Raw genomic sequence first — 21,178 nt, 5'->3', positions numbered from 1 at the left:
CGATGAGTAGCTCAGTACAGAACGCACCCGGGAGCGGCACCGCGGCCGCTCCCGGCCTGCCGGTCGGCGAGCTGGTCTTCGCGCTGATCATCGTCAGCCTGGGTGTGCTCGGGTTCGTGTCCGGCGCCGGGATCCAGACCCCGCCGTCGGCCAGCGACATCGGGCCGCGGGCCTTCCCGTTCGCCGTGTCGGGCCTGCTCGTCGTCGTCGGCGCCGGCCTGGTGCTGCAGGTCCTGCGGGGCCACCGCGGCTCGGCCGACGAGGGCGAGGACGTGGACCTCGAGGCGAGCACCGACTGGCTGACGGTCGGCAAGCTCGCCGGGCTGGTCCTGCTGCACGCGTTCCTGATCGTTCCCCTCGGGTGGCCCGTCGCCGCCGCGATCCTGTTCTTCGGAGCAGCCTGGTCGCTCGGCGCCCGCCCGTGGTGGCGTAACCTCATCACCGCGATCCTGTTGGCGCTGGTGCTGCAATTCGTCTTCGGCGGGCTCCTCGGTGTCTCGCTGCCCCCCGGCTTCCTCGAAGGGTTCGGTGTCTTCGGTGGATAACTTCCTCATGCTGATGCAGGGCTTCGCCACGGCGATGCAGCCCATGTACCTCCTGTTCGCACTCGGCGGCGTGCTCGTCGGAACCGCGGTCGGCGTCCTGCCGGGCATCGGTCCGGCCATGACCGTCGCGCTGCTCATGCCCATCACGTACAGCCTCGAGCCGACGGCCGCGATCATCGTCTTCGCCGGCATCTACTACGGCGGCATGTACGGCGGGTCGACCACCTCGATCCTGCTCAACACCCCCGGAGAATCGTCCTCCATCGTCACGGCGCTCGAGGGCAACAAGATGGCCAAGGCCGGCAGGGGAGCGGCAGCGCTGGCGACGGCGGCTGTCGGATCCTTCGTCGCAGGCACCATCGCCACGGTCCTGCTCAGCTTCCTCGCCCCCTATGTCGCGGCGTTCGCGGTGCAGATCGGTCCCGTCGAGTACGTGGCCCTGATGGTCGTGGCCTTCCTGACGGTCGGCGCGCTCCTCGGCTCGTCCGTGCTGCGCGGCCTCGCCTCGCTGGGCCTCGGCCTGTTCATCGCGCTGGTCGGCTTCGACTCGCTCACCGCCCAGCAGCGGTACACGTTCGGCAGCCCCTTCCTGGCGGACGGGATCGACGTCGTCCTCGTGGCGGTGGGTCTCTTCGCCGTCGGCGAGGCACTGTACGTCGCATCCCGCCTCCGGCACGGACCCATCAAGGTCATCCCGGTGACCGGTGGCTGGACGAGCTGGCTCCGCAAGGACGACCTCCGCCGTTCCTGGAAGCCCTGGCTGCGCGGCACCCTGATCGGCTTCCCTGTGGGCACCATCCCCGCCGGTGGTGCCGACGTCGCGACCTTCCTGTCCTACGCCTCCGAGCGCAAGCTCGCGAAGGGCGAGAACAAGAAGCAGTTCGGCAAGGGCGCCATCGAAGGCGTGGCCGGCCCGGAAGCCGCGAACAACGCCGCCGCCGCCGGTGTCCTGGTGCCCCTGCTGACGCTCGGCATCCCGACGACGGCCACGGCCGCCATGATGCTCGTGGCCTTCCAGCGGTACCAGATCCCCGTCGGACCCCAGCTCTTCGAATCCAACAGCTCGCTCGTCTGGGCGCTCATCGCGAGCCTCTACGTGGGCAACCTGATGCTGCTCGTGCTGAACCTGCCGCTCGTGGGCATCTGGGTCAAGATCCTCCAGATCCCCCGGCCGTACCTGTACGCGGGCATCCTGGTGTTCGCCGTGCTGGGCGCCTTCTCGGTGAACTTCACGCCGATCGACGTGATCATCCTGCTGGTCGTCGGCATCCTCGGCTTCTTCATGCGTCGCTTCGGGTACCCGATCGCCCCGATGGTGGTGGGCCTGATCCTCGGTCCCATCTTCGAGAGCCAGCTCCGCAGGTCGCTCGCGATCTCGCAGGGCGATCCCGTGGCCCTCGTGCAGTCGCCGGTGGCCGCGACCATCTACGTCGCGCTGATCATCATCTTCGCGCTGTCCTTCCTGCTCAAGCGGCGCCAGCGCCAGTTCGAGGCGATGGTCGCGGAGAACGCCGACGCACCCGAGGTCGTCCGCGGGTCCGTGGCAGCACCCGAGGCCGCTGTGGCACCCGCCGCGACCGCACCCACCCGAGAGGACACCGACCGATGAGCACCATCGTCGTGGGCTACGTGCCCAACGTCCTGGGCGACGCCGCCGTCACCGAAGCGGTGGAGGAGGCCCGACGGCGGAACGCGGAGCTGGTGGTCATCAACACCACGCGCGCCGACCGGCTGGTCAACCCGGCCTACGCGGACTCGGCGGACGTCTCGAAACTCGAGCAGATGCTCGACGCCACCGGCGTACGCTACTCCGTGCGGCACAGCATCTCGGAGGCGACCGCGGCCGAGGAGGTCGTGGACACGGCGGAGGAACTGGACGCCGACCTGATCGTGATCGGCCTGCGGCACCGCACGCCGGTGGGCAAGCTGATCATGGGCTCGACGGCGCAGAACATCCTGCTGTCCGCCCGCTGCAACGTCCTGGCGGTCAAGCTGCCCTGACGGTTCCCTGCACTGCAGACAACACGACGGCGGGCCCTCCGGAAGGGGGGCCCGCCGTCGTTCTGCGTGGCGGTCTTACGTGGCCGTCGCGCAGGTATCGCGCCCATCAGGCACCGCTCGCATCGATTGATCCGTTGCTAGAACGGCGGGTCGTCCGCTGGGGCGGTGTACGTCCGGCCCGCGATGGACGTCGCGGTGAGCACTCCGGGGCGTGCCTGTTCGTAGTGCCACAGCCCTTCACTCTTGAACATGTGGTGCCTGCGGCACAGGTGTGCCAGGTTGTCGTGGTTCGTCCCGCCTCCGCGCGCCCACGGCGTGGTGTGATCGAGCTCGCTGCGCGAGGCGGGGATGTTGCAGCCGGGGTGTCGACAGGTACGGTCACGGACGCGCAGCCAGTTCTTGAGGTCGGAGGGCACGGCGTAGGAGGTGCGGCCGACGCTGAGGACGGCGCCGGTTTCGGGGTGCGTCAGGAGCCTCGTGAAGGAGGGGGCATGAGCTGCGATGCGCCTGGCGAGTTCGGCCGGAATCGGCCCGTAGCCCTCCAACTGGGCGGGTGCATCATCGACGCCGAGCAGTGACAGGACCGGGACGGTGACGTTGATGTGCGCCCGCAGGCCGTCAGGGAGAGGGGTCGCGGTCAAGGGCTCGGCGCCGCGGGTACTCCCGCCGGCATCCTCGCCATGCGGGTGTCCCTCACCGGATGCCCGGGGAGCACGGGCACGGTGACCCCCGAATGCTCCCCGGAGTTCTGCATCCGGACCGGGCTGCACCAGCCGGGGGCCGGATGCAGGAACGGGGAGCAGAAGGTCGACGAGGATGTCGGTGCGCAGCTGGGCCAGAGTGCGGCGCTCGGCAGGCCCCTGCAACTGCCGGGCTGCGCCGGTCAGGTGGGCGTCGATCGCTGCTGCCGAGGTAACGGGCAGGTAGACGCTGAGCCAGGCCATGGCGTCGTCGTCCGGTTCCAGCTCCACGCGGCGCCGTGCCTCGGCAGACCGGGCACGCTGGTCGATGCAGTCCGGGTGGTACTGGGTCCGGAGGCGTCGCGCCTGGTAGGCCAGCTTCGTCGTCGTCGTGCGGATCGCAACAGGCAGCAGGGCGGCTTCCGCGGCCAGGGCAGTCGCGACAGGCACTCCGGAGTATTCGTGGATCAGGGTTGTGGCGTGGCTCCAGGAGATGCTGCCGTCGCGCAGGGCCGCGAGGGTGGCGGGATGGTAGGTGCAGAGCACCCGGGCCTGCTGGATCAACAGGAAGGCGCTTCGCTCCGACGTGCGGAGGAGGCAGGCCACCTCGGCCGCGGCCAGCGTGTCACCCAGGTTGCCGCGGCTCCGCACCGGCTGCAGGGAACGTGCACTGGCCCTGCGATCGATGAGGGATCGGACCCGGTCCACGGCCACGACGACGCACGCCTGCAATCGCGCCTTCTCCGCCTCGAGGGAGGCGAGCTCGGCAAGAGCTTCATCGAGCTCATCCGTCAGCTGCGCTACCGCTTCCATGACTCATCATCCCGCGTGCCACCGACAGAATAAGGGCAGAAACGCGCCATTCCGAGTACCCGCCAACGAAAGCAAACTGCCGTCTCTGCAAGGCCAGCACCGCGCGGTCAGTGGTGCTGGCTACCCCGGCACTGAAGCTTTCCCAGGGAACGCTCGCGGCGCCTCGGGACCGGCGGCTAGCCCTTCGCCGCGAAGAGTTCGAGTGCGATGTTGTCCGGATCCCGGAACTCCAGGATGTACCCGGCGCCGATGTCCTTCACGCCGCCATGTCCGATGCCCTTGCCGTCCAGCAGGGCTGCGGCGTCGTCGAGTACCTGCCGGCCGTCGACGCGGAAGGAGAGGTGGTCGAGGCCCACGCGGTCCTCGCTGAAGGTGTCGTCGGCCACGGGACGGAGGCCGAGCAGGCTGTCTCCGAGCTGGTAGATGACGCCGTCGTACAGGAAGCCGAGCTGCTCACGGGTGGCCTCGTCAGCCCCGTCCGGCACCTCGAAGGCGACCGGGAGGCCGAACAGCGCGTCGTAGAACGCGCGGGAGGCGTCGATGTCGGTGACCGTCAGTCGGACGTGGGCGTAGGCCTTGATGGGGATCGTCATGGCCGAAGTCTCGCACAACCTGGCGGTCCGTGGTCCCGCCCTCCGGCGCGACCTGCACCCGTGCCGTCGGCATGCCCGGTCCTCGCTAGGCTGGCCGGATGACTGCCTTCCGGGACACCCTCGCCGGCCTCGCCCCGACGGCGGGCGCCGTCGTGCTCCTGATGGTGGTCACCGTCGGCGTCCTCACCTGGTCGCGGTCACCCCACCGGTTCGCTCCCGCGCTCGCCGTCCTGCGCGGGGCGGTGCAACTCGGGCTGATCAGCCTCATCCTGGGAGGAGTCATCACGAGTCCGCTCTGGGTGGCCTGCGCGCTCCTCGTGATGTTCATCGTCGCCGCACTGACGGCTACCCGGCGCATCGGGTTCACGGGTCCCCACGCCGCGCTGGTGGTCCTCGGCATGGGGCTGGGTGTGGTCGTTGCCCTCGTCGTCGTGTTCGCCACGGGAGCGATCCTCGCGGAACCGCGCTACCTGCTCGCCCTCGGTGGCATCGTCATCGGCAACACGATGTCCATCGCGACGCTCGCCGGACGCCGCCTTCGGGAATCGACGCTGGAACGCTGGGACGAGGTGGAGGGCTGGCTGGCGCTGGGAGCCCGGCCCCGGCAGGCCACCCTGGACATGGCGCGGGCCGCTGTCCATTCGGCGCTCATCCCGTCCACCGACCAGACGAGGACCACCGGTCTCGTCACGCTCCCGGGTGCCTTCGTCGGCGCCATCTTCGGCGGGATCTCCCCGCTCGAGGCCGGTCGCTTCCAGATCGTCGTCCTCGCGTCGATCATGGCCGCCGGTGCGTTGACCGCCGTCGTGCTGGTGCGCGGGCTCGCCCCTGTGCGCGTCCGGCCCGCCCCGCTGGACTAGGCGGGGCCGGACGTCCGACGCGGGAATGCCGGGGCGCTGTCCAGCGCTTCACCGGACATGAAGAAGATCGGTTTCCTGTCATTCGGTCACTACCAGGACGTCCGTGGTTCGTCGGTGCCGAACGCACGCGAGTCCCTGGTGCAGGCCGTCGAGCTCGCGGTCGCCGCGGAGGAGCTCGGTGTCGACGGCGCGTACATGCGCGTCCACCACTTCGCGCCGCAGTACTCGGCGCCCTTCCCGCTGCTGGCCGCGATGGCCGCGCGGACCACTTCCATCGAGCTGGGTACCGGCGTGATCGACATGCGTTACGAGAACCCGCTCTACATGGCGGAGGAAGCCGCCGTCACCGACCTCATCAGCAATGGGCGCCTGCAGCTCGGCATCAGCCGGGGATCACCGGAGACCGCGCTCGACGGTTCGCGCACGTTCGGTTACCTCCCGGAGGAGGGCTCCACCGACGCCGACCTGGCACGCGACAAGGCCGCACTGTTCCGACGGGCGATCGCGGGCTCCGGCATCGCCGACGCCAACCCACGCATGACCGGCAGCACCGGGAAGCTGGCGATCGACCCGCTCTCGCCGGGGCTGCCCGAGCGTATCTGGTGGGGCTCCGGCACGAGGGCCACCGCGCAGTGGGCCGGGGAGCAGGGCATGAACCTGATGAGCTCCACGCTCCTGACGGAGGACACGGGAGTACCGTTCGACGAGCTCCAGGCCGAGCAGATCGAGATCTTCCGCAAGGCGTGGGCCGGGGCCGGACACGCCTGGTCGCCGAGGGTCTCGGTGAGCCGCAGCATCCTGCCCATCGTGAGCGAGACCGACGAGTACTATTTCGGCCTCCGGGCACAGCGCGAGTCGACGGACCAGGTCGGGATTTTGGACGGTGCCCGGTCCCGGTTCGGCCGCAGCTACATCGGACCTCCGGATGTCATCGCGGAGCAGCTCGCGGCCGATGCTGCCGTGCAGGCCGCCGATACGCTCCTGGTGACCATCCCGAACCAGCTCGGCGTCGGTTTCAACGCGTCGCTCCTCGGGAACATCGTCTCGCTCGTCGGCCCCGCGGCGGGACTGCGCTGACGACGGCGGGAGCCGGAACCGGGCGGTTCCGGCACCCGCCGAGGGACGGTGAAGCCGGGCGGGACCGGGAGACAGCGACGCCGGGACGGGAGACCGACCTCAGGGAGCCGTCGACCCTCCGGTCAGCTCCAACGCGACGTCCGCGACCGAGCGCCGGGCCCGTTCGGCGCGTGCCATCAGTTCGCGGAAAGCTCCGCGGTCGTCGACACCGAGCTGCGCCATGAGCATGCCCTTCGCCATGCCCACGCGGTCGCGCATCTGCAGGGCGGCCGCCAGTTCGGAGCGGATCTGCCGGGGCGTGTCCGTGGTCTGCACGTGGCTCAGCAGCGCGGCGGCGGGAACCGAGAAGCGGGTGAGGGCGCGCTCGGTGGTCTCGTCGAAAGCGCCGGCCTCGGTGGAGTACACCTTCATGGCACCGATGGTGGTGCGGCCCTGAATCAACGGCACGCTCTGGCAGGACCGTACGGACATCTTGGCCGCGGCGGCAGCCCACCGGGGCCAGCGCTGGTCCGGCGCGGTGGTGTCGTCCGCCCGCACCGGCGCTCCGGTCGACCAGGCGCTGAGGCAGGGGCCTTCGGACAGTTCGTACTGCAGTTCGTACTGCAGTTCGTCCGGGCGCCGAACCAGGGTGTCGGTCGCGCCGGTACTCGTGCGCTGTCCATGGTGGATCAGGGAGACGCCTGCTCCGACAGCGCCGTGGATCAGGTCCCGAGCCGCCTCGGCGAGGAGGTCCACGGCGTGCTGCACGGTTTCTTGGGTGAGCAGGAGTCCGCGAACCCGACCGAACACTACCGCGAGTTCGTTGAGGTGGGGCTCAGAATTCAAGTAGCCTCGAGATGTCCTGGTGCCGGTCATGCCGACGGTAATCAGCGCCTACTTCTAGACCCGTTCAAGACAGTCAACTCGGCGGAACGAGGCAAATCGCCCGTTGCGGGCGTCGATCACCCCGACTACTCGCTTCCCGCTGTCGGTGGGCGCACCCTGTCGCCGGGGCACAGTGCTGGCTAGCATTGAGTCGAGTTGTTCAGCAGGGCGCAGCTTTCCTGGTCGCAGTGCCTGCTCTGCGTGCACGCAGTTCAAGGGGAATGTGCCATGGATGATGGTCTCAGCGTGCGACCCGAGGTGGATGCGGGGAATGTACTCGAGCAGATGCTGGCCGCCAGCGCCGGTCTCGACGAATTCCTCGAGAAGTTCGTGGAAGCTGCAGCGGCGGCGCTGCCCGACGGCCGCAGCGAGATCCTCGCCGGCCTGATCCTCCTGCGGCCCCGGACCAAGGCCACGATTGCGGGCACGAGCCCGACCGCACGCCACCTCGCAGAGCTCCAGTGCCGGTTCGACGACGGACCCTGCGTGAAGACCGTGTCCACGGGAAGGACCGTCCTGATGGAGGATTCGGCCGTCGACGCCACATCTCCTCTCTACGGTCCGGCAGCACTCCAGAAGGGGATCCACTCGGCCCTCGGCGTCCCGGTCCGCCTGCATGGGCCGGAGAAGGCCGTCGTCGCCTATTTCTCGCGCCGGCCGGGCGCTTTCTCCGAGGAGAGGGTCGCACGTGCGGAACGCTTCGCCGGCGGGGCATCCACCTCGCTGCAGCTTGCGATCCGCCTCGCCCGGTTGACGGACAGGGCGGAGCACCTTGCCGCGGCGATGGAGTCGCGCACCACTATCGATCTGGCCGCGGGCGTGATCATGTCCCAGAACCGGTGCAGCCAGGATGAGGCGATCAGGATCCTTCGGGCGGCATCGACCGCCCGCAACATGAAGCTCCGGGACCTCGCCCGGAACGTCCTGACCAGCACCGTGGATGCACCGGTGACCACGCACTTCGACTGACGCGCGTCGATGGCCTGCCTCCACGCCGGCACCGCTTGTCCTTTCCGGCGCCGCAGGTACGCTCACGGCGCCGGATCCGTTCAGCCGTCCAGGCTTGCGGCGTCGGATTCCGCGGAGTCCTCCTCGTCCTTCGCCTCAGCGACCGAGCGGGTCGCGTCGGACACCTTCCGGTCGAGGGCTGCAGCCTCGGCGTCGAGGTCGGCGAGCTCCCGCCGGAGCGCGTCCAGGCGCTCCTCGAGGTCCTCCAGAGAAGCGGTCAGCCCGTCCCTCCGGACGGTGAGGCGCTGCGACTTCCGTAGCAGGTCCGCCGCCGCGTCCTCGGCGGCGGCGCGTGCCTCACGCGCCGCGGAAAGCCGTGCTTCGGCGTCCCTGCGCTGACGGGCGGTCTTCGGGTGCCCCGCGCGGGCTGGCAGGCCGTCCTCCGTCCCGGTCGGATCTCCGCCCTGGACAGGGGGAGTGAAGGGGCCGGCAACGGCGCCTTCGAGGTCCACGGGATCCCAGCCGGTGGCCTCGAGCGTCCGCACGAGCCTCCCGGTGAGCACCGCTGCGGCAGCTGCCGGGTCGGCCAGGGCAGCCCGCAGGGTCTGCTCCACGCCCGGCAGGGCGGCGGGCCCGACGTCGTGCCCCAGGTCCGCGGCGGCATCGAGGGACTGACGGGCGACGGCGGCGAGGAGGCGCTGGCGCTGCTGGCCGAGCGCATGCAGTTGCGCCCGGTCGAGGCTGGCCTGCGCTTCCTTGAGCGAGGCACCGAGTTCGAGCACCTGCTCCACCTCCTCACGGCGGCGGTCGACGAGCACGTTGACGAGCCATGCGGCCGAGGCAGGCTTGGGCAGTCTGCGCAGTGTTGCGGCGAGTTCCCTGTCGCCCTCCTGCGTCGCCTTCTTCGCGGCGGCGTTCCGCTCCTCCGTGAACCGATCGAGCGGCAGCGCATAGAGGGCGGCCGCCTGTTCCACCAGGTCCATGTCGTCTGCGTCCTTCCGCGGGGCTCGCCCGATTATAGGCACCGGCAGGGAGCGGCGACAGGGGAGGGCCCGCCTGTATCCGGTGGCCGCACGGGCGTACAGATGGAGGGGAAGCCTGCCGCCCCACCGCACCCAGCCCTAGGAGAACCCGTGCACACCTCGGTTGCAGACCAGACCACCGACCAGCTCGGCGGACCGCTCAGCGTCCTCGTGCGGCAGAAGCGGGACCATGGAAAGCTCGATGCGCTGCTCGAGAGGCTGCGCGGTACATCCGGCGAGGACCAGGCCGGCGTACTGCTCGACGTCTACCGCCTGTGTTCCCGCACGCCTTCGCGGAGGAATCCGTCCTGTGGCCCGTGCTGCGCAGGGTACTGCCCGACGGCGGTGAACTCACCCTGGAGGTCGAGCGTGAGCACCAGGAAGTGAACGAACTGGTGAAGAAGCTCGAAGGGCTCGAGGACGGCTCTCCGGAACGGGCGGACGTCCTCGGGCGGCTCATGGAGGTGCTCGACGACGACGTGCGGGACGAGGAAGACGCCCTGTTCCCCCGGCTCCAGTCCCGGGTCTCGCGCCGGGAACTGCAGGTGCTGGGCGTCCTCTGGGAGCTGGTACGGCGCGTTGCCCCGACCCGCGCCCACCCCGTCGTGGCGCGCCGCCCGCCCGGGAACGTCGTCGTTGCCGCTGTCGATCCTCGACCGGGGACGCGACGTCGTGGACTCCGCATTCCTCGGCGCCCCGGACCGGCTCGTCCCCGCGCTCCACCGGGTCAGCTCGGTGCTTGCCCGGGCGTCGCACGCCGTCGAGCTGCTGCCGGTCATGCGGTCCGGGGAGGACCCCTCCACGCGGTACATCGCCCGCAAGCCCCCGTTCCCCTGGGGGACCGCCGTCGTGTCCGCGGCGGGGGCCGGCCTGGCCGTCGCTGCGGCCTGGCGGGCGCTCCACCGGTCGGCCTAGCCCCCGGCGGGCACGCCGTCCAGAGCGCGGAGGCGCTCCGCTCCAGTGGCGTTCGCGCGGCGGGCCGTGTGTACTGGTCCAGTGGCCGGGTCCGTCGACGGACCCGGGGATCTGAAAGGACGCACGCGATGGAAGCACGATGCCCGAGTTGCGGTTCTGCCCTGATCGAACTGGGCGAGGACCAATGGCCCGCCGAGGGGCCGGTCCCTGCCGGAACCCTCGCCGTCTTCCAGTGCGAGCAGAACCACAGGATCACCGTGGGGCAGACCCAGATCCAGGCCTAGCCGGGCAGACGGGAATCCAGCCGGAGCGTCGGGCGAGAACCGGGCGGAGCGTCGGGAGATCCCGGTTCAGGCCTCCCGGTCGTCCGCGTCGTCGATGATGCGCGTCAGTTCATCCCTCAGTGCCACGGCCTCCTCCACGCTGAGCTCGAGGCGCTCGCCCTGCTCGACCCACCCGATGCTGATCAGTGGCCGGCCCTGGCCGTCCGCCGAGGAGGACAGCCCGACCGCCACCGCGCGGCCGCCCGTGTGCGTCACGTCGCCGACGATCATCTCGCCGCCGTCATCCCCTGCTACTGCCATGGTTCCTCCTCCGTGGGTCTGTTCCTCCCATGCTAGGCGCGGCCGGGACTGCAGTGTCCACTCTTTCTCCGGATCGCAGTGGCTGCAGGCGCCGTTCGGGCGGCGACCGATGATGGGTGCGCCGGGGTGGCCCTAGCCGGCGCCTGCCGGGCGGACTGCGAGGTTCGGGTGCAGCAGTTCGAAGCCCTCATCGGTCAGCGCATCGCGGTCCACGTCGTCCGGGAGCAGCACGGCCGTGACCCTGCTGTCACGGATCGTGGCCCCGGCAGCTCCGCGTTCGAGCGGGGCGCACTCGAGGCCTACACCGAGCCCCTCCTCGGCGAGCAGGCAGACCGTGTCCCCGGTCCCGATCCCCTCCACCGGCTTGGCTGCGAAGTACTCGACGCCGTCGCGTTCGACCAGGAAGCGGGTGCTTGCGAGGTCGATGCCGTCGAGGTCCGTCTGGATGGTCAGGATGTCCTGCTCGGTCTGTTCCTTCTCGAGGAGACCGAGCGCCGGGCCGCCGGTGCAGCCGGCCAGCGCGAGGACCGCCGCGCACAGCCCGGCAGCCCGGGCATGGGAACGGGGCAGGCGGGGCATGGATCTCCTCGGCTCGGCTGGGGAACGTCCCTCCCAGCCTAGCGAAGGTGCGGACCCACGCAGGGCCATCGGCTCCTCCACGGTGCGGTTCAGCGGATACCGCTCCGCGCGAGTCCCTGGACAAAGTATTTCTGGAACGCGAGGAACATGATGATGATCGGCGTGATGGAGATGAGCGCCAGCGCCATGATGGCGCCGTAATCCGCCCCGTACTGACCGCGGAGATAGAGCAGGCCGATGGGAAGCGTGAAGAGCTGGCTGTCCTTGAGAGCGATCAGCGGCCACGCGAAGTCATTCCACTGGTACATCACGGTGAGCAGCACGAGGACGGCGATGAGCGGCTTGCACAGCGGCAGGACGATCTGCAGGAAGATCCGGACGGTCCCAGCGCCGTCGACCTTCGCCGCCTCGATGAGCTCGTCCGGGATCGCGATGATGAACTGCCGCGCAAGGAAGATCCCGAAGGCCGAGGCCGCTGACGGGAAGATGACGGCCCAGAACGTGCCGTAGATGCCGAGTTGGGTGACGAGCCGGAACTGCGCCACCATCAGGACCTGCACGGGGATCATCATGGTGCTCAGCACCAGCAGGAAGATGGCGCCCTTGCCGCGGAAGTCGAGCTTCGCGAAGGCGTAGCCTGCCAACAGGTTTCCCGTGACCGTGAGGATCGTGACGATCGCAGTGATGACCACCGAGTTGCCGAACCACGTGGCGGTGGGAAAGCTGCCGAAGACGGTGCGGAAATTGTCGAGCGTCCACGAGGACGGCCAGATGCGCAGCTCCCGGCTGAAGACGTCCGCGTTCGGGGAGAAGGCGAGCGTGACCATCCAGTACAGCGGGAACATCATCACGAGGCCGACGACGACGGCGGTCACCAGGCGAGCGATGGCCGCCGCCCGCTGAGCCCGCGGGACGCGTTTGACGCGCGGAACGAAGCCGCCGGGACCGGCGTCATGCCCGGCAGCACCGGTCGACGCGCCGTCGCCCCGCAGGGGGAGTGGATGGGCCATGGGAATCCTGTCCTGGTGATCCGGGATGGGGGTGTCGTTATCCGGCGGTGTCGCGCGAGCGGTTGCCGCGCCACTGGATCGCCGTGAAGACGAGGGTGAGAAGGAAGATCACGATGCCGATGGCTGCTGCGTAGCTCTGGTTCCGGGTGACGAACCCGTTCTCGTAGGCATAGGTGACCAGCACCGACGTCGAGCGCCCCGGCCCTCCGCCGGTCATCACGAAGATGGTGTCGAAGACCTGGAAGGAGTAGATGACGTCCATGATCAGCAGGAAGAAGGTGGAGGGGCCCACGAGCGGCACGGTGAGGTGGCGGAACTGCTGCCAGGAATTCGCGCCCTCGAGGCGGGCCGCCTCGTACAGCTCGGGCGAGATGCCCTGCAGCCCGGCCAGGTAGATGACCATGTTGAACCCCACGCGGATCCACAGCGTCACCAGGATGATCGAGGCGAAGGCCGCGGATCCCTGCGACTGCCAGGGGATGGCCGCGAGACCGCCCCCGCGCAGGAGCTTGTTGATGATGCCGGTCGCCTCGTCGAACAGGAGGACGCCCATGAGGGCGGTGGCGACTCCGGAGATGACCATCGGCAGGTAGATGAGGGTGCGGAACAGTCTCCGCCCGGGAAGCACGGAGTTCATGAGGACGGCGAGTCCGAGTCCGAGGGCCAGGCTCAGCGGCACGGTGATCAGCGTGAAGGCCGCCGTGTTGAGCGCCGACCGCCAGAACGTGGGATCCGTGACGAGGCGCCGGTAGTTATCGAGCCCTACCCAGCCACTGGCGCCGAACCCGTTGGATTCCTGGAAGCTGATGAGGAAGGCCCAGACCAGCGGCAGGAACAGGAAGACCCCGAGAAGGACGAGGTTGGGCCCCAGGAAGCCGTAGGAGGCGAGGGTGGCACGCTGCCGCCGGGATGCCCTCCCTGACGCCGCTGCGTAGGTGGCCGCCGGGGACGACGGCGGCCCGGTATCGTCGGTCGACTCCTCGCGGGACGAGGTGTCGGCGGACATCAGCCGACTGCTTCATCGACGGCGGCAGCAATGTTCGCCAGCGTCTTCTCGACCGGCTGCCCCTGCGTGAACGCGGCCTCCAGCTCGTCCCGGAGCTTCGGATTGATCGTCGCCATGGCGGGAGCGGTGAGCTGCTGTACGTCACCCGGCTCGAGCGTGGTCGCCTGCTCCACGAAGATGCCCGCGATGTCCGGCCTCGTCTGGTAGTCCAGTTCCGTCCCCACCAGGCTGTTCAGGGTCGGCAGCTCCATGGCACGCGCACAGAAGTCGGACATCTGCTCCGGTTGGGTCATGAATTTCAGGAAGTCGGCCGCGAGGTCCGGATTACGGGCGTTCTTCGTCGCCACGAGGGCGTTGCCGCCAAGATCACACGCTCCGCGCTCGTCGCGCGGCAGATAGGTGGCGCTCCACTCGAAATCGGTGACGGCCTCATCGAGGCTCGGGAGGACGAAGTTCCCGACGAAGGCCATGGCGGTGGTCCCTGCGGAGAACGCGCCGTCAGCGTAGGTGGAGGACTTCACCGAACTGCTCGGAGGAACCAGGCCGTCGGCGAAGAACCCCTGAGTGAAGGAGAGGGCCTTCGTCCCGGCCTCGGACTCGATGGCCGACCCGGTGAGGTCGTCATTGAACAGCCGCCCGCCCGCCTGGAACAACCAGCTGAGCCACCGGGTGGAACCGCCGAGCTGCCAGTTGTACACGAAGGGGTAGAGGTCGTCGGGAAGGGAACCGCGGAGCTGCTCGGCCACCTGCCGGAACTCGTCCCACGTCCAGGCGGAATCGAGGCTGTCGGGGACGCTCGTGATGCCCGCCTGCTCGAAGAGGTCCGTGCGGTAGACCAGGGCCGAGGTGTCCGTCTGGTGGGGCACGCCGTAGGGCTTGCCGTCGAACTGTACGGCCTGCCACATCGCGGGCAGGAACTCCTCGCTGGCCGCGGTGTCGAAGTAACTGGTGAGGTCCAGGAGCTGGTCCTGGCTGCTGTAGGCGCCGATGGTGCCGTAGTCCACGCGGAACAGATCGGGTGCGGTGCCGGCCTGCAATTGCGCGTCGATGTTCTGGAAGATCTGTTCGTAGGGCACGAGGTTGAGTTCGACCTTCACGCCGGAATTGGCGCCTTCGAAGGCCGCGATGCCGCGCCGGAAGCCCTCCTCCTCGGCAGGACTACCCCAGGTCGTGAAGGTGAGGGTATTCTCCCCGCCCTCCCCGTTATCGCTGTTTCCTCCGCCCGAGAACCCGGAACAGCCGTTGAGGGCTGCGGCTGCAGCCAGGAATCCTGCTCCGCCGAGAATCTGCCGTCTGGAAATGGTCATGGTGTACCTTCCGGGTCAGGGTGCACACAACTTACAGCACAGCTTCGACGCTGCACAGACTGTTGATGTCCGGAGGACCTCGCGCTATAAGGCCTGCAGGAGCTCGCAGCGGGAGCGCTCACCGCCCGAAGACCGCGCGCCCGCTGAAGAAGACGAGGTCAACCCGCATATGGGTCCGCAGGGGGATCAGAAGCCGACGAGGGCATGGGGGACGTAGTGCTCCTCCAGGGCGCGGACCTCGTCCTCGGTCAGCTCGAGCTCCAGCGACGCGAGGGCGTCCTCGAGGTGGCGCTGCTTGCCGACGCCGACGATCGGCGCCGACACCACGGGATTGCGCGAGACCCAGGCGAGGGCCACCTGGGCGCGGGTCACACCGCGTGCTTCCGCGACGGCGCCGACCGCGTCCGAGACGCGCCGGTCGGCATCCAGCGTGCCGTAGAGGGTCTTGCCGAAGGAGTCCGACTCGGAGCGCGACGTCGTCTCGTCCCACGGCCGGGCGAGCTTGCCGCGCGCGAGCGGGCTCCATGGCAGCACGCCGATGCCCTGGTCCGCGCACAGCCCGTACATCTCGCGCTCCTCCTCGCGGTTGATGAGGTTGTAGTGGTCCTGCATGGTGACGAAGCGGGTCCAGCCGTTGATGCGCTGGAGGTAGAGCGCCTTGGAGAACTGCCAGGCATACATCGACGACGCCCCGATATGGCGTACCTTGCCCGCCTTCACGACGTCGTGCAGTGCTTCGAGGGTCTCCTCCAGGGGAGTGTGCGGGTCGAAGCGGTGGATCTGGTACAGGTCCACGTAGTCCGTCCCGAGGCGCCGGAGGCTGTTGTCCAGCTCCGCCAGGATCGCCTTCCGGGACAGTCCGGCGCCGTTCGGCCCCTCGTGCATGCGGCCGTGGACCTTCGTGGCGATCACGATCTCCTCGCGCCGCGTGAACTCGGCCAGCGCGCGTCCGACGATCTCCTCGCTGGATCCGTCCGAGTAGACGTTCGCGGTGTCGAAGAAGTTGATACCGGCGTCGACGGCGGCCCGGATGAGGGGGCGGCTCTCCTCCTCGGGCAGGGTCCATGCGTGGTTCCCGCGGTCGGGGGTGCCGTAGCTCATGCAGCCGAGGGCGAGCGGTGAGATGTCGAGGCCAGTGGAGCCGAGTTTCACGTAGCGCATGGATTCCCTTTGCTGGGGTCGGAGGTTTTCCTCCACCCTAGTGCGGGACCCTCCGTGGAGGGGGACCGTGGCGGTTTCCGTCGCTCCGGGAACTGCAGCGGGAAAGGCGGGCGCCCCGGGGATGCCGTTCGCACCCGCGGGGAGCCCGCAGGCAGGACCCTTCGGGTCCGGCAGGGACCTCCCCCACGGAGCCCCTGCGCTGCCACTTCCAAGCCTAGTCCTGACGGTCGCCGAAAAAAACCGTATGGCCGGTTTATTCGAGGCCCTTGCGGAAGAGGGCGACGTATCGCGGTACATCGTCCTGCAGATCGGGGGCCACGACTCCCGGCAGCAACATTTCCCACAGGTCGCCGAGCCGGTCGAGGACGTCCGCCCTGCCGGTCAGAATGTTCGAGACCATCTGCACCCCGGTGTAGGCACCGACGAGCAGGCGGGCGAATGCCTCGGCGTCGAGGTCGGGACGCAGGTCGCCGTCCTGGATGGCCGTGCGCGCGAACTCACTGAACCAGGAGGTCCAGTCGCGGTACGGCTGATGGACATCGTGCCCGAAGGCCGATGCCTCGAACGTCAGCCGGACCCCTGCGCGCATGACCGAATGCTCGACGAGCTGCACCGCGAAAACGCGGCCGATCAGGATCATCGTCTCCAGGGCGGGGCGTCCCAGGGCGTGCACCCGGGCGCCCTCCGCCGAGGCGATGGCGTTCTGCTCCGCGATCACGGCGACGGCGAGGTCCTCCTTCGCCGCGAAGTGAAAGTACAGCGCCCCCTTGGTGACGCCCGCGCGCGTGGCCACGGCGGCGATGGAAGTGCCGCCGTAGCCGTGCTCCTCGAACACCCCGGCAGCGGCACGGATGATCGCCGACCGTGTGGCCACGGCACGTTCCTGCGGTGCCACTACGCGCTCCTACGCCAGGGACTGCACTCATTGGCGCAGGTGCGGGACCGGTTCGGGAAGGTGCCCCGCGCGGGGGAGGGCCGGACGGGGAGGGGGGTTCGCCTCATGCCCCCATTGTGCGACAGACGGTCCCGGTGTCGGATCGGAGCGCGCCGGAGGGCGGGAGAGCATTCCCTCCCGCGGGGCGGAGCATGCAAGGGCCATCCACGTCCGCCCTGCAGGCGCGGGGCATCCCGGATTAGGGCAGGATGGCTACGTGACACGCGCGAACTCCCCTGATCCGTCTCCAGCCGCAGTCCGCCCCCGGCGGTGGAGGCCGCGCGTCGCGCCGGGCGCCTCCGCGGACTCGCACGGCTCCTCGGTGGCCCGCCGCTTCCGGCCCCATGCCTTCTCGGACGGGCTCAGGGTCAGTGCCGTGTGGACGGGGCGCAGCATCGTCGTCCTCGCGGGCCTGGTGATCCTCTGGTACCTCACCCGGGCGCTGTGGTCGATCATCCTGCCCACGCTGTTCGCGCTGCTGCTGGCCTCGGTCCTCTGGCCGGTCAACCGGTTCCTCCGCCGGGGCCTCCCGAAGGTCCTCGCCGCGCTCGTGACGCTGTTCGGGTTCATCGGCATCGTCGTCGGGATCGGCGCGCTGACCGTCCCGGCCATCGCGAGCGGGATCACCGATCTCTCGGGCCTGGCCCGGGACAACGTGGCCGACCTCATCGATTTCATCGCGCGTCCGCCGCTGAACCTGGATGCGGCGAACCTCGACGGCATCGTCGACACCGCCCTGGGGCAGCTGCAGGCGAATGTCGGGAACGTCGTCACCGGCATCACCACGGGACTGAGCGAACTGACCTCGGGGACCGTCGTCGTGCTGCTGGCACTCGTCTTCACGTTCTTCTGCCTCAAGGACGGGGACCGCTTCCTGCCGTGGGCATCCCGCTGGACCAACTCCGCGGCCTACGCGCATGCCTCCATGATCGCGAGCGGCTCCTGGAAGACGCTGTCCTCCTACATCTTCGCGCAGGCCACCGTCGCGCTGGTGGACGCCGTGTTCATCGGGCTGGGCCTCGTGCTGCTGCACATCCCGCTCGCCATCCCGCTGGCCGTGCTGGTGTTCTTCTCCGCGTTCATCCCGGTGGTCGGCGCCATCGTCTCCGGCCTCGTCGCGACCCTCGTGGCCTTCCTCGCCTACGGCTGGCTCACGGCCCTGATCGTGCTCGGGCTGGTGGTGCTCGTGCAGCAGCTCGAGAGCAACTTCATCCAGCCCCTGCTCGTGGGCCGGACGCTCGAGATCCACCCGGCGGTCGTCCTGGCGTCCGTCACGGCGGGCGGCACGCTGTTCGGCATCATCGGGGCGTTCCTCGCCGTCCCGACGACCGCGGTGGCCATCGTGGTGCTCCGGTACCTGCGCGACCTGTCCATCGAGAACCGGCCGGAGACCGGCGTCGCCTCCGGGAATCCCGATGCGGTCCCCGCGAAGCCGGCGGAGGACGGACGCATACCGGACGCCGTCCTGCCGACCAGTGGTGCCGTGGGGCACCGATCGGACCAGCCCGATGACTAGGCGGCCCGTGGTGGCGGTGCTCGAGGGCGAACGACCGGTGCGCGGACTCGAGCGCGTCGCCGAGCTCGCCGACGTGCGGGTGGCCCAGGCACCGACCTTGCACAGGGCCCTCGACGGCGCCGACGTGCTCTACCTCTGGGACTACTTCTCCGGGGCCCTGCCCGCTGCGTGGCATGCGGCCGGTTCCCTGCGCTGGCTGCACGTGGCCGCAGCCGGGGTGGACAAGCTCCTCTTCCCGGAACTCGTGGCGTCCGACGTCGTGGTGACCAACGCGCACGGCATCTTCGACCAGCCCATGGCGGAGTACGTCCTCGGTGCCATGCTGTACGCCGCGAAGGGCTTCGGTCCGCTGCACGACCAGCAGCGGGACGCCCGATGGGTGTGGCGCGAGGGTCGCAACATCGCAGGCTCGCGGGCCCTGGTCGTGGGGACGGGCAGCATCGGCCGGCACACCGCGCGGCTCCTGAAGGCCGTGGGGGTGCAGGTCGAGGGGGCGGGGCGGACGGCGGCGGAGCACGACGACGACTTCGGCTCCGTGCACGCCTCCGCCGACCTGGCCCGCGTGGTCGGCGGCTTCGACTGGATCATCCTCGTGGCGCCCCTGACTCCTGCCACCGAGAACCTCGTGAGCGCCGCCGTGATCGGGGCGATGAAGCCCTCCGCCGTCCTCATCAACGTGGGCCGCGGCCGGCTCGTGGACGAGGCGGCCCTCGTGGACAGCCTGCGGACAGGGACGCTGGCGGGCGCCGTCCTCGACACCGTCGCCGTCGAGCCGCTGCCCCCGGATAATCCGCTGTGGTCACTGCCGTCGGTGCTCGTCACCCCGCACATGGCGAGCAACGCCGATTCCTGGCTGGACGACCTCGCGGTGCAGTTCGAGCGGAACTTCCTGCTCTGGGTGGAGGGGCGGCCGCTGCCCGGCGTCGTCGACAAGGCCCTGGGGTATGTGCCGTCCCGGCCGCCCGGGCGGAACTCCTAGGCGGCGGCCGGTTCACCGCGCCACCACTGCACCGTCTCGGCGACGGCGGTATCCAGCGGAGTGGGCGACAGGCCCAGCACCCGCTCCGATGCCGAGGAGTCCAGGACGAACGGCCGGTCGAACTGGTAGGACAGCTCGCCCAGCTCCCGCATGGACGGCACCACGAGGCCGAGTGCACGCACCAGCCGGCCCGGCGTGCCGGTCATCCGGGGCGCGCCGACCCCGGCGGTGGCCGCGACCGCCTCGGCGAGCGCGCGCTGGGTGAGCGCGGGAAGGGTCGGGGCATGCAGCACCCGGTTCCGCTTCCGCGGCAGGTCCGCGGCCGCGATCATGGCGGCCGCAAGATCCGGGACGTAGGTGAACGAGTGCGGGGCGTCGGGGTTGCCGATGACCTGGATCCGCTTCCCACCCAGTACCGCGGGCACCATGCGCTCACCGGCGTGGGCCATCCGGACCCGGGGACCGAAGAAGTCGGACGCGACCACGGAGACGGTGTCCGTCGGGGACGCCGCCCTCGCGGCCAGGAGGGCGGTACGGACTCCGCGCTTGCCGCCCGCGGCGGAACGCTCGCTGTCCTCCGTCATGACCCTCTCGGGGTGGCTGTACGAGTACAGGCTCTCGGGGAATACGACGACGGCGCCCTGACGGCCTGCCGCCTCGAGCACCACGGCCTCCGCCGCGGGGAGTTCGCGCTTCCAGGTCGCGGCGCTGTAGGCGCTGCCGTGGACGCAGTGGAAGATGGCGGTGGCTCCGGCGACGGCGGACGCGAGGAGGGAGGCGTCTGACACGTCCACACGACGCCTCTCGATGAGGGGATGATCGGGGCCGCTGCCCGACCGCGTGAGGATCCGCACCGCATCACCGCGTGCCGCGAGTTGCTCGGCGACGGTCCATCCGACCGGTCCTGCTCCGGTGACGATGTAGGGGGACATGATGTGCCTTTCGGGAGGAGGGGTGAGAGCAGTGCTCTCAGGTCCAAGCGTGTGCCCGGTTCACGGACCTGTCAAGAGCGCTGCTCTCTTTTGTTGACAGTGCTCTCTTCCGCCTGCCAGAGTGGCTCCATGGCTGGAACACCACGCGAACGGGCACGCGAGCAGACCCTGATGGACATCACCCGGATCGGACGCCGGCAGCTCGGCGAGGTCGGAGCTGCGGCGCTCTCCCTCCGCGCCGTGGCCCGCGAACTCGGGGTCGTGTCCTCGGCGGTCTACCGCTACGTCGCCAACCGCGACGAACTGCTGACGCTCCTGGTGGTCGATGCCTACACCGAACTCGGCGACGAGGTCGATGCCGCCGTCGAGGCAGCGGGCGGCACCGCCGCCGACCGTTTCACCGCCCTCGCCGGCGCCGTCCGCCGCTGGGCCGTTCGCGAACCGTCGCGCTACGCGCTCCTCTACGGCAGCCCCGTCCCCGGCTACGCGGCTCCGGCGGAGAGGACCACGCCCCAGGGGACCCGCGTCGTCACGCTGCTCGCGCGCATCCTGGACGACGCCTGGCGTGCAGGCGACCTCGACGGCGGCCAGGCCGGAGCGCCCCCGGAGCTCGCTGCCGACTTCCAGGCCATCCGGGACGAATTGGCCCTGGCCGCTCCGGACGCACTCATCGCGGGGACCGTGCAGGCCTGGTCGGCGCTGTTCGGCGCCGTGTCGTTCGAGGTGTTCGGGCAGTACGGGCCTTCCACCTTCGCGCGTCCCGACGTGCTCTTCGACTACACCGTCCAGCGCCTTGCCGGCCAGCTGGGTCTTCGGGCGGACGCACCCTGAGAGGTGTCCACCCCGGGAATT

General features: G+C 69.6%; 23 protein-coding genes and 1 pseudogene. 12 read left to right on the top strand and 12 right to left on the bottom strand.

Going from position 1 to position 21,178, the window contains the following annotated elements:
• Nucleotides 1-2 precede the first annotated feature (2 nt).
• The 3 genes from ACX80J_RS16625 to ACX80J_RS16615 are packed head-to-tail and all read left to right on the top strand — an operon-like array spanning nt 3 to nt 2,546.
• Entirely contained in the window at nt 3-545 is a 543-nt protein-coding gene (locus ACX80J_RS16625) for a tripartite tricarboxylate transporter TctB family protein (protein ID WP_459345013.1), read from the top strand.
• Nucleotides 538-2,154 carry a tripartite tricarboxylate transporter permease gene (locus tag ACX80J_RS16620; protein WP_459345014.1) on the top strand — a complete coding sequence of 539 codons (1,617 nt, stop codon included), beginning with the start codon at nt 538-540 and terminating at the stop codon, nt 2,152-2,154. Before ACX80J_RS16625 ends, ACX80J_RS16620 begins: the two co-directional genes overlap by 8 nt.
• Complete coding sequence (locus ACX80J_RS16615; RefSeq protein WP_459348543.1) at nt 2,151-2,546, top strand: universal stress protein; 396 nt, start codon at nt 2,151-2,153, stop codon at nt 2,544-2,546. Before ACX80J_RS16620 ends, ACX80J_RS16615 begins: the two co-directional genes overlap by 4 nt.
• 137 nt (nt 2,547-2,683) lie before the next feature.
• Here the strand turns inward: ACX80J_RS16615 and ACX80J_RS16610 are convergent, their stop codons facing one another.
• A complete protein-coding gene (locus ACX80J_RS16610) occupies nt 2,684-4,039 on the bottom strand; it encodes an HNH endonuclease (protein WP_459348542.1) in 1,356 nt (451 codons plus the stop codon).
• A gap of 176 nt (nt 4,040-4,215) precedes the next feature.
• Nucleotides 4,216-4,632: a VOC family protein gene (locus tag ACX80J_RS16605; RefSeq protein ID WP_459348541.1), complete on the bottom strand. Its 417-nt coding sequence runs from the start codon at nt 4,630-4,632 to the stop codon at nt 4,216-4,218.
• Nucleotides 4,633-4,730: 98 nt separating this feature from the next.
• Between ACX80J_RS16605 and ACX80J_RS16600 the strand changes: the two genes are divergently transcribed.
• Both ACX80J_RS16600 and ACX80J_RS16595 read left to right on the top strand, forming a co-directional pair.
• Nucleotides 4,731-5,492: an ABC transporter permease gene (locus ACX80J_RS16600; protein ID WP_459348540.1), complete on the top strand. Its 762-nt coding sequence runs from the start codon at nt 4,731-4,733 to the stop codon at nt 5,490-5,492.
• Nucleotides 5,493-5,549: 57 nt separating this feature from the next.
• Nucleotides 5,550-6,569, top strand: a complete 1,020-nt coding sequence (locus ACX80J_RS16595; RefSeq protein WP_459348539.1) for an LLM class flavin-dependent oxidoreductase — start codon at nt 5,550-5,552, stop codon at nt 6,567-6,569.
• Nucleotides 6,570-6,668: 99 nt separating this feature from the next.
• Here the strand turns inward: ACX80J_RS16595 and ACX80J_RS16590 are convergent, their stop codons facing one another.
• On the bottom strand, nt 6,669-7,394 hold the full coding sequence (locus ACX80J_RS16590) for a GAF and ANTAR domain-containing protein (protein WP_459348538.1): 726 nt from the start codon (nt 7,392-7,394) through the stop codon (nt 6,669-6,671).
• A 267-nt stretch (nt 7,395-7,661) separates the two neighbouring features.
• Here ACX80J_RS16590 and ACX80J_RS16585 point away from each other — a divergent pair, with 267 nt between their 5' ends.
• Nucleotides 7,662-8,402, top strand: coding sequence for a GAF and ANTAR domain-containing protein (locus tag ACX80J_RS16585; protein ID WP_459348537.1), 741 nt, complete (start codon nt 7,662-7,664; stop codon nt 8,400-8,402).
• Nucleotides 8,403-8,482: 80 nt separating this feature from the next.
• Here ACX80J_RS16585 and ACX80J_RS16580 read toward each other — a convergent pair whose 3' ends face one another.
• Entirely contained in the window at nt 8,483-9,364 is an 882-nt protein-coding gene (locus ACX80J_RS16580; protein ID WP_459345023.1) for a transposase, read from the bottom strand.
• A gap of 314 nt (nt 9,365-9,678) precedes the next feature.
• On the opposite strand from ACX80J_RS16580, the pseudogene ACX80J_RS16575 reads away from it, so the two are divergent.
• The 3 genes and pseudogenes from ACX80J_RS16575 to ACX80J_RS16565 form a co-directional block, all read left to right on the top strand.
• Nucleotides 9,679-9,858 (top strand): annotated as a pseudogene (locus ACX80J_RS16575) (hemerythrin domain-containing protein); the annotation flags it as partial.
• 181 nt (nt 9,859-10,039) lie between these two features.
• Entirely contained in the window at nt 10,040-10,318 is a 279-nt protein-coding gene (locus ACX80J_RS16570; protein ID WP_459348555.1) for a hypothetical protein, read from the top strand.
• A gap of 128 nt (nt 10,319-10,446) precedes the next feature.
• Nucleotides 10,447-10,602 (top strand): hypothetical protein, encoded by a 156-nt coding sequence (locus tag ACX80J_RS16565; protein WP_459313567.1) that lies wholly within the window; start codon nt 10,447-10,449, stop codon nt 10,600-10,602.
• A 66-nt stretch (nt 10,603-10,668) separates the two neighbouring features.
• Here the strand turns inward: ACX80J_RS16565 and ACX80J_RS16560 are convergent, their stop codons facing one another.
• The 7 genes from ACX80J_RS16560 to ACX80J_RS16530 form a co-directional block, all read right to left on the bottom strand.
• The gene (locus tag ACX80J_RS16560) at nt 10,669-10,902 is read right to left on the bottom strand and encodes a hypothetical protein (protein ID WP_459345024.1); all 234 of its coding nucleotides are present in this window, start codon (nt 10,900-10,902) and stop codon (nt 10,669-10,671) included.
• Between the two features lie 132 nt (nt 10,903-11,034).
• Nucleotides 11,035-11,481 (bottom strand): hypothetical protein, encoded by a 447-nt coding sequence (locus tag ACX80J_RS16555; protein WP_459345025.1) that lies wholly within the window; start codon nt 11,479-11,481, stop codon nt 11,035-11,037.
• Between the two features lie 89 nt (nt 11,482-11,570).
• Entirely contained in the window at nt 11,571-12,491 is a 921-nt protein-coding gene (locus ACX80J_RS16550) for a carbohydrate ABC transporter permease (RefSeq protein WP_459348536.1), read from the bottom strand.
• A gap of 37 nt (nt 12,492-12,528) precedes the next feature.
• Nucleotides 12,529-13,497, bottom strand: coding sequence for a carbohydrate ABC transporter permease (locus ACX80J_RS16545; protein WP_459348535.1), 969 nt, complete (start codon nt 13,495-13,497; stop codon nt 12,529-12,531).
• On the bottom strand, nt 13,497-14,804 hold the full coding sequence (locus tag ACX80J_RS16540; protein ID WP_459348534.1) for an ABC transporter substrate-binding protein: 1,308 nt from the start codon (nt 14,802-14,804) through the stop codon (nt 13,497-13,499). The genes ACX80J_RS16545 and ACX80J_RS16540 overlap by 1 nt, the downstream gene beginning before the upstream one ends.
• Before the next feature lie 186 nt (nt 14,805-14,990).
• Entirely contained in the window at nt 14,991-15,965 is a 975-nt protein-coding gene (locus tag ACX80J_RS16535) for an aldo/keto reductase (RefSeq protein ID WP_459345029.1), read from the bottom strand.
• 253 nt (nt 15,966-16,218) lie between these two features.
• Nucleotides 16,219-16,860 carry a ScbR family autoregulator-binding transcription factor gene (locus tag ACX80J_RS16530; protein WP_459345030.1) on the bottom strand — a complete coding sequence of 214 codons (642 nt, stop codon included), beginning with the start codon at nt 16,858-16,860 and terminating at the stop codon, nt 16,219-16,221.
• Nucleotides 16,861-17,116: 256 nt separating this feature from the next.
• Between ACX80J_RS16530 and ACX80J_RS16525 the strand changes: the two genes are divergently transcribed.
• Both ACX80J_RS16525 and ACX80J_RS16520 read left to right on the top strand, forming a co-directional pair.
• A complete protein-coding gene (locus ACX80J_RS16525) occupies nt 17,117-18,415 on the top strand; it encodes an AI-2E family transporter (RefSeq protein ID WP_459348533.1) in 1,299 nt (432 codons plus the stop codon).
• Entirely contained in the window at nt 18,408-19,394 is a 987-nt protein-coding gene (locus ACX80J_RS16520) for a D-2-hydroxyacid dehydrogenase (protein ID WP_459345032.1), read from the top strand. Before ACX80J_RS16525 ends, ACX80J_RS16520 begins: the two co-directional genes overlap by 8 nt.
• Here the strand turns inward: ACX80J_RS16520 and ACX80J_RS16515 are convergent.
• Nucleotides 19,391-20,326, bottom strand: a complete 936-nt coding sequence (locus tag ACX80J_RS16515; RefSeq protein ID WP_459345033.1) for an NAD-dependent epimerase/dehydratase family protein — start codon at nt 20,324-20,326, stop codon at nt 19,391-19,393. The two genes, ACX80J_RS16520 and ACX80J_RS16515, sit on opposite strands and share 4 nt — an antisense overlap.
• Nucleotides 20,327-20,455: 129 nt before the next feature.
• Here ACX80J_RS16515 and ACX80J_RS16510 point away from each other — a divergent pair, with 129 nt between their 5' ends.
• On the top strand, nt 20,456-21,157 hold the full coding sequence (locus tag ACX80J_RS16510; RefSeq protein WP_459345034.1) for a TetR/AcrR family transcriptional regulator: 702 nt from the start codon (nt 20,456-20,458) through the stop codon (nt 21,155-21,157).
• Nucleotides 21,158-21,178: the final 21 nt, after the last annotated feature.

This window comes from Arthrobacter rhamnosi, assembly GCF_054510975.1.
This window is presented reverse-complemented; position numbering and strand designations above follow the sequence as displayed.

Bases quoted from the DNA above. Each gene is read 5' to 3' on its own strand.
- ACX80J_RS16625 (WP_459345013.1), top strand. From the start codon at position 3: ATGAGTAGCTCAGTACAGAACGCACCCGGGAGCGGCACCGCGGCCGCT.
- ACX80J_RS16615 (WP_459348543.1), top strand. From the start codon at position 2,151: ATGAGCACCATCGTCGTGGGCTACGTGCCCAACGTCCTGGGCGACGCC.
- ACX80J_RS16610 (WP_459348542.1), bottom strand. From the start codon at position 4,039: ATGGAAGCGGTAGCGCAGCTGACGGATGAGCTCGATGAAGCTCTTGCC.
- ACX80J_RS16605 (WP_459348541.1), bottom strand. From the start codon at position 4,632: ATGACGATCCCCATCAAGGCCTACGCCCACGTCCGACTGACGGTCACC.
- ACX80J_RS16600 (WP_459348540.1), top strand. From the start codon at position 4,731: ATGACTGCCTTCCGGGACACCCTCGCCGGCCTCGCCCCGACGGCGGGC.
- ACX80J_RS16595 (WP_459348539.1), top strand. From the start codon at position 5,550: ATGAAGAAGATCGGTTTCCTGTCATTCGGTCACTACCAGGACGTCCGT.
- ACX80J_RS16585 (WP_459348537.1), top strand. From the start codon at position 7,662: ATGGATGATGGTCTCAGCGTGCGACCCGAGGTGGATGCGGGGAATGTA.
- ACX80J_RS16580 (WP_459345023.1), bottom strand. From the start codon at position 9,364: ATGGACCTGGTGGAACAGGCGGCCGCCCTCTATGCGCTGCCGCTCGAT.
- ACX80J_RS16565 (WP_459313567.1), top strand. From the start codon at position 10,447: ATGGAAGCACGATGCCCGAGTTGCGGTTCTGCCCTGATCGAACTGGGC.
- ACX80J_RS16560 (WP_459345024.1), bottom strand. From the start codon at position 10,902: ATGGCAGTAGCAGGGGATGACGGCGGCGAGATGATCGTCGGCGACGTG.
- ACX80J_RS16555 (WP_459345025.1), bottom strand. From the start codon at position 11,481: ATGCCCCGCCTGCCCCGTTCCCATGCCCGGGCTGCCGGGCTGTGCGCG.
- ACX80J_RS16550 (WP_459348536.1), bottom strand. From the start codon at position 12,491: ATGGCCCATCCACTCCCCCTGCGGGGCGACGGCGCGTCGACCGGTGCT.
- ACX80J_RS16545 (WP_459348535.1), bottom strand. From the start codon at position 13,497: ATGTCCGCCGACACCTCGTCCCGCGAGGAGTCGACCGACGATACCGGG.
- ACX80J_RS16540 (WP_459348534.1), bottom strand. From the start codon at position 14,804: ATGACCATTTCCAGACGGCAGATTCTCGGCGGAGCAGGATTCCTGGCT.
- ACX80J_RS16535 (WP_459345029.1), bottom strand. From the start codon at position 15,965: ATGCGCTACGTGAAACTCGGCTCCACTGGCCTCGACATCTCACCGCTC.
- ACX80J_RS16520 (WP_459345032.1), top strand. From the start codon at position 18,408: ATGACTAGGCGGCCCGTGGTGGCGGTGCTCGAGGGCGAACGACCGGTG.
- ACX80J_RS16515 (WP_459345033.1), bottom strand. From the start codon at position 20,326: ATGTCCCCCTACATCGTCACCGGAGCAGGACCGGTCGGATGGACCGTC.
- ACX80J_RS16510 (WP_459345034.1), top strand. From the start codon at position 20,456: ATGGCTGGAACACCACGCGAACGGGCACGCGAGCAGACCCTGATGGAC.